We start from the raw sequence: 6,010 nt of genomic DNA on the forward strand, positions 1-6,010 counted from the left end.
AGAGACCGGAGAAGACGACAAGACGGTCTGACACGGGCACAGCACATCGTGTCCGGGGAGTCGAGCACCGCTCTCATCGACTGCCTGCCCTGCGTGGTCACGCGGGCCATGCCCGGGCCGGTTACCTCTCGCCGCCTGCCAGCCGCGGCGTCAAGACGGCGACAGCCGGCATCAGAGCGGTCGGCGATGGCGGATGCCATGAACGGTTCAGCGATTGGCCCTCAGGGCTGCGAATCGGGCCACGCCGGGCGCGGCCATGCAAAGCCCATGAGCGCCACACCGTGACGGGTCTCGCAAGATCGCACACTGTGCGCAAGGAGATTCACGATGGGAAAAGGCAATAGCGGCTTCTCCGAAGCAGGGCTGCGCAGGCTGCGAGGGGTGCTGGCACGGCAAGTCGAGTCCGGAAAGATTCCCGGGCTCGTCGCCCTGGTCAGCCGGGGCGAGGAGACACACGTCGAAGCGATCGGGACGATGCGCCATGACGGTGGCTTGCCGATGCGCCGGGACACCATCTTCCGGATGGCCTCCACGACCAAGCCGGTCGCGGTGGCAGCCGCCATGGTCCTGCTGGACGAGTGCCGGCTGCGGCTGGACGACTCGGTAGACCGGTGGCTGCCCGAACTCGCCGACCGGCGTGTCCTCCGGCGGGCCGACGGCCCGCTGGAGGACACGGTGCCGGCGCGGCGTCCGATCACTGTCCGGGACCTGCTCACCTCCACCTGCGGGCTCGGTCTGGACACGACGGCGATGGGCGCTCCGATGATGCGCGCCTTCTTCCAGCAGGGGGTTTACGGTCAGGAATGGTTGTTGCCTGAACCGGAGCCGGACGAGTGGATGCGCCGCCTGGGCACACTCCCGCTGATGTACCAGCCCGGAGAGCGGTGGCTGTACAACGTCGGCGACGACGTGCTCGGCGTGCTCGTCGCCAGGGTCACCGGCAAGTCGTTCGAGACGTTCCTGCGCGAACGCATCTTCGATCCCTTAGGCATGAAGGACACCGGATTCCATGTGCCCGCCGACAAGATCGACCGGCTGCCTCCCCTGTACGCCCCCGGCCCACAGACCGGAGAGTTCATGGTGGCGGACGAGGTCCACGGGGGACACCACAGCCGGCCTCCGGCGTTCCAGTCAGGCGGCGGCGGACTCGACTCAACCGCCGACGACTATCACGCCTACTTCCGGATGCTGCTCAACCACGGGATGCACGGTACCCAACGGGTCCTGTCCCGGCCCTCCGTCGAGCTGATGACCACCAACCGTCTCACGCCCGAGCAGCTGGCCGCCCGAGAAGCCTGGGCCCGCAACGTCGTCCATCTGTCACACGGTCAGGGACAGCACGGGGGCTGGGGTTTCGGGATGGCGGTGCGCACCTACCGTGGTGACTTCGCGCCCGTCGGCCAGTTCGGCTGGGACGGCGGAGCCGGCACCTCGACGTACGCCGACCCGGACAACCAGATCGTCGGCATCCTGCTCACCCAGACCGGGATGTCCACTCCTGATTCCGCGCGGGCCATCCACGACTTCTGGACCACCCTCTACCAGGCAGTCGACGGCTGACCCACCTACCTGGTCGAGGCCGGTCTGCCAGGAGGCCTCAACCCCGATCCGGCCTCTCCCCCCCCGCCCGCCAGCGAGACCCCGCCGGCTGCGCGGCTCCATCGTCCTGCGAGCACCCGTCGAGGGTGAAGCAGGATGCTCGGGCCGTGAGCTCCGATGCGCAGGGCCACGAACCCTGGCGGGCCACCCAACCGCCCGCCGGTGCCCCACATCCCCCGAGGGGCACCGGCGGGCCTTTCCCTGCCCGCTGCCGGTTCGGCCGGTGTGATCGGCATCGGCAGGCCTCGCTTGAGGACCTTCGGCCTCGACGCGGACGCATGCCGGGAGGTCGGCCGGTTGCGGCCCAGTGCCGCCGCTCCACGAAAGAGGCGCGGCCCCATTGCCGTACACCCGGCCGTCGTTGTCGAAGCAGGTCCTGTCCGGGGGCCTGGGGGTCCGAGCGGGTTCGTGCGGCGCCGAGCAGTTCGGGGCGCTCGACCGGCCGGGCAGAACCGAGTGATTGACCGGTCCGACTGCGATCGAAGACCGGTCGGCCGGCACAGAGGAAGGGACAGATCGACAGTGAACAGCACGTGGTTCCGACGCTTCACCACGGCCACGGGGGACGGGCCGCGGCTGGTGTGCTTCCCGCACGCGGGGGGCTCCGCGACGGCATACATGCCCCTGGCGCGTGCGCTGCCCGCAGACTTCGATGTGGTGTGCGTGCAGTACCCGGGGCGTCAGGACCGGTACGGCGAGGCGCCGTTCACGGCACTGGCCCCGCTGGTCGAGGCAGTGGCCGAGGAGCTGGCCCACGCACTGGCCGCGGACTCCGGACGGCCGTACGCCCTGTTCGGACACAGCATGGGCGCGCTCGTCGCGTTCGAGACGGCCCGGCGGCTCGCTCGGGGTGAACTGCCCGGCCCTCAGCGGCTGTTCCTCTCCGGCCGGGGCGCGCCGGGCCCCCGGACGGGTATCCGCCACGACCTCTACGACGACGCCGATCTGCTGGCCGAGGTGAGCAAGCTGGGCGGCACCGATCAGGCCATGCTCGACGACCCTGAGCTTCTGGAGATGGTTCTGCCGGCGCTGCGAGCCGACTACCAGGCTCTTGCCACGTACCGCTGGGACGGTGGAGAGCCGCTCGCCGCTCCGATCACCGCCCTGGTCGGGGACCGCGACCCGATGGTGACGGTCGAGGCGGCTCGGACATGGCGGGAGCACACCAGCGACGACTTCGCTCTCAACGTCTTTCCCGGCGGTCACTTCTACCTCGTCGACCACGTCGGCCAGGTCGCCGCGGCCGTCACCGAGGGGCTGCTCACCGACACCGCCGCTGCCTGACCGGGCTTCCCGAGCCTGCTTTCTGACCGTGCTCCTGAAGCCTGCCTCCTGACCGGCCGTCAGCCGGGGTTTGGTCGTTCAGCCATGCCCGGGCCGAACGGTCAGGCGGCGTGGCAGAGCGCGCCGGGGCCGGCCGGGGCTGCGGCGTGGGTCATGGTCGCGGCCACGGCACCGGTGGTGCGGACGGTGGCCTCGGTATGCGAGCGGCTGCGTGCGAAGACGACGAGGCGCAGCACCGCGAACCGTCCGATGCCGGTGAGTGCGGAGGCGGACAGGTAGACGAGCTGTTGGAGCAGCGCACCGGGCGCCACCACCAGCAGTTGCAGGACGACCATCGCCACACAGGTCACCGCGTAGGCGGCGGTCGCGGACCCGGCCGACTGCACATGCTGGCGCCAGGTCGCGCGTCCGCCCGCGCCGAAGGTGAAGCGGGCGTGCAGCTCGGTGGCCAGGAGCGTGGAGGCCACGGTGATCAGGGCATTGGCCAGGGCCCAGGGAATCCAGGAAGCGAGCGCCGACACGGCGAAGCTGGAGGCGAGCCCCACCCCGCCACCGCAGAACACGAACCGCGCGAAGGCGAGGAAGGCGCCCGATGCCGCCTGCTGCCGGCTGTGTGCCGTCTCCATCATCCGATCCCCTTGATCGCTCACTCCGGGCACACGCGCCCCCAGCCTGCGAAGCCGGGCAGTGTGCCGTAGATGACGCCGCGCCGTGATCCGGGTGCTGGTCTGTTGCTGGAAAACCTTGCGGCAGTCGGCGGTGTGGAGGGCTTCGAGCCGGCTCGCCCAGCTCCTGGCGGGCGTGTGAACGAGCGCGAGGGGCCTCGCCCGCTCGCGGCTTCCGGCACCGCCTTGCACGGGCTCGCCGTGGCGGGCCTTGCCGGCGACAGTCCCTTGCGCAGTGCAGTTGCTCGCGCCGGCCGAACGGCTCGGCTTGCTGACGCAGCTCCAGGCGACGACGGCCGCAGCCCGGCCTCGCAGGCCGAGGACAACGACAGGGCGGCGTACGCCGATGCTGTGTCGGAGTATGCCGCCCTGGAGTGGGACGGGCTGCGGGAGGCAGCCCGCGCCGTCATTTCGGGTCGCGGTTGAACTGCGCCGTCGACCAGCGGTAGCCGAGTACGGTCAGGGCGACGCACCAGGCAATCGCGATCCACCCGTTGTTGCCGATCTCGGTGCCGAGCAGCAGGCCACGCAGGGTCTCGATGGCCGGGGTGAACGGCTGGTACTCGGCGATCGGCTGGAACCAGCCCGGCATCGTGTCGGCCGGGATGAAGGCGCTCGAGATGAGCGGCAGGAGGATCAGCGGCTGTGCACTGTTGGCGGCCGCCTCGGCGTTGGGGCTGGCCATACCGATGCCGACCGCGATCCAGGTGAACGCCAGGGCGAACAGTACGAGGAGCCCGAACGCCGCCAGCCACTCCAGGGCCGTGGCGTCCTTGGAGCGGAAGCCGATGGCCACGGCGACGGCACCGACGAGGACCACGCTTGCGATGCACTGCAGCACGCTGCCGACGACGTGTCCGATGATCATGGAGGCGCGGTGGATCGCCATTGTGCGGAAGCGGGCGATGAGGCCCTCGCTCATGTCCATGGAGATGTAGACCGCGGCCCCGATGACGGTGCTGCCGATGGTCATCAGCAGGATGCCCGGGACGATGTAGGCGATGTACTCGGAGCGGTCGGCGCCGCCGCCGCCGATGCCCGCGCTCATCACGTCGCCGAAGATGTAGACGAAGAGCAGCAGCAGCATGATCGGCGCGAGCAGCAGGTTCAAGGTTCCGGACGGGTAGCGCCGCGCGTGCAGCAGATTGCGGCGCAGCATCGTGCTCGTGTCGCGGACGGCGAGGGAGAGGGAGCTCATCAGACGTTCTCCTTGAGCGGGGTGGGGACGTTGGGGCTGGTGAGGGCGAAGAAGACGTCGTCGAGGTCGGGGGTGTGCACGGTCAGTTCGTCTGCCTCGACGCCGGCCGTGTCCAGCCAGTCGAGGACGGAGCGCAGCTCGCGCTGGCTTCCGTCGCTGGGGATCTGCAGCGCCAGCGCCTCGTCGTCCCGGGTCACGTCACGCAGCGCGGAGGCGGCCGACTGGTACGCGGCCGGGTCGGTGAAGCGGAGCCGGACGTGGCCTCCGGGGACGATCCGCTTCAGCTCCTCCGCGGTGCCTTCGGCGGCGATCTTGCCGTTGTTGAGCACGGCGATGCGGTCGGCGAGTTCGTCGGCCTCTTCCAGGTACTGGGTGGTGAGGAAGACGGTGACGCCGTCGGAGACCAGCGTGCGGATGATCTGCCACATGTTGTGGCGGGAGCGGGGGTCGAGGCCGGTGGTCGGCTCGTCCAGGAAGATGATCCGCGGGTTGCCGACCAGGGTCATGGCGATGTCCAGGCGGCGCTTCATGCCGCCGGAGTAGGTGGAGGCGGGCTTCTTCGCGGCCTCGACCAGGTCGAAGCGCTCCAGCAGGTCCGCGGTGACCCGGCGTCCCTCCTCCTTGGACAGGTGGTGCAGGTCCGCCATGAGGAGCATGTTCTCCTCGCCGGTGATCAGCCCGTCGACGGCGGAGAACTGCCCGGTGACACCGATCGCGGCGCGCACGGCCTGCGGGTCGGCGGCGAGGTCGTGGCCCGCGACCTGGGCCTGGCCGCCGTCGGCGGTGATCAGGGTGGAGAGGATCTTCACGGCGGTGGTCTTGCCGGCGCCGTTCGGACCGAGCAGCGCGAACACGGACCCGGCCGGGATGTGCAGATCGATGCCGTCGAGGACGGTCTTGTCGCCGTACGACTTGCGCAGGCCGGTGGCGGAGAGAGCGGCCGGCGACGGGTGACCGTCACCCTGCTTGGATGTGGGCATGACAGATGAAGGCATGGGGCCCTCCCGTTTCGAAGACTGAAGTGTTGGGGGGTGATGGAGTTGAGGACGGCTCTTCGGGGGTCAGGCCCGGCGCGGTGTCGATGTCGCCGTGCCGGGTGCGGGCGCGGATCCAGGCGGTGTCCTCCACCACCGGCCGGCCGGATGGCAGCCCGGCCCCATAGCCCGGGAGGGCGTCCGGCGCCGTGGCGGTGTCACTCGCAGAACACCTTCACCACGGCGTCGGGGTCGTCGACGGCGACCTCTTCGAGCTGCTTCAGGGCGTC

General features: G+C 70.1%; 5 protein-coding genes. 2 read left to right on the forward strand and 3 right to left on the reverse strand.

Going from position 1 to position 6,010, the window contains the following annotated elements; genetic code table 11:
• Window positions 1–327 precede the first annotated feature (327 nt).
• Window positions 328–1,560, forward strand: a complete 1,233-nt coding sequence (locus ACZ4SF_RS37895; protein WP_468393581.1) for a serine hydrolase domain-containing protein — start codon at window positions 328–330, stop codon at window positions 1,558–1,560.
• A 561-nt stretch (window positions 1,561–2,121) separates the two neighbouring features.
• Window positions 2,122–2,883 carry a thioesterase II family protein gene (locus ACZ4SF_RS37900; RefSeq protein WP_468393584.1) on the forward strand — a complete coding sequence of 254 codons (762 nt, stop codon included), beginning with the start codon at window positions 2,122–2,124 and terminating at the stop codon, window positions 2,881–2,883.
• Window positions 2,884–2,984: 101 nt separating this feature from the next.
• Here the strand turns inward: ACZ4SF_RS37900 and ACZ4SF_RS37905 are convergent, their stop codons facing one another.
• The 3 genes from ACZ4SF_RS37905 to ACZ4SF_RS37915 all read right to left on the reverse strand — a co-directional run bounded on the left by ACZ4SF_RS37905 (window position 2,985) and on the right by ACZ4SF_RS37915 (window position 5,726).
• On the reverse strand, window positions 2,985–3,509 hold the full coding sequence (locus ACZ4SF_RS37905; protein WP_468393591.1) for a GtrA domain-containing protein: 525 nt from the start codon (window positions 3,507–3,509) through the stop codon (window positions 2,985–2,987).
• Between the two features lie 445 nt (window positions 3,510–3,954).
• On the reverse strand, window positions 3,955–4,746 hold the full coding sequence (locus ACZ4SF_RS37910) for an ABC transporter permease (RefSeq protein WP_468393587.1): 792 nt from the start codon (window positions 4,744–4,746) through the stop codon (window positions 3,955–3,957).
• The gene (locus tag ACZ4SF_RS37915; RefSeq protein WP_468393589.1) at window positions 4,746–5,726 is read right to left on the reverse strand and encodes an ATP-binding cassette domain-containing protein; all 981 of its coding nucleotides are present in this window, start codon (window positions 5,724–5,726) and stop codon (window positions 4,746–4,748) included. The genes ACZ4SF_RS37910 and ACZ4SF_RS37915 overlap by 1 nt, the downstream gene beginning before the upstream one ends.
• Window positions 5,727–6,010: the final 284 nt, after the last annotated feature.

This window comes from Streptomyces sp. NPDC027663, assembly GCF_055566415.1.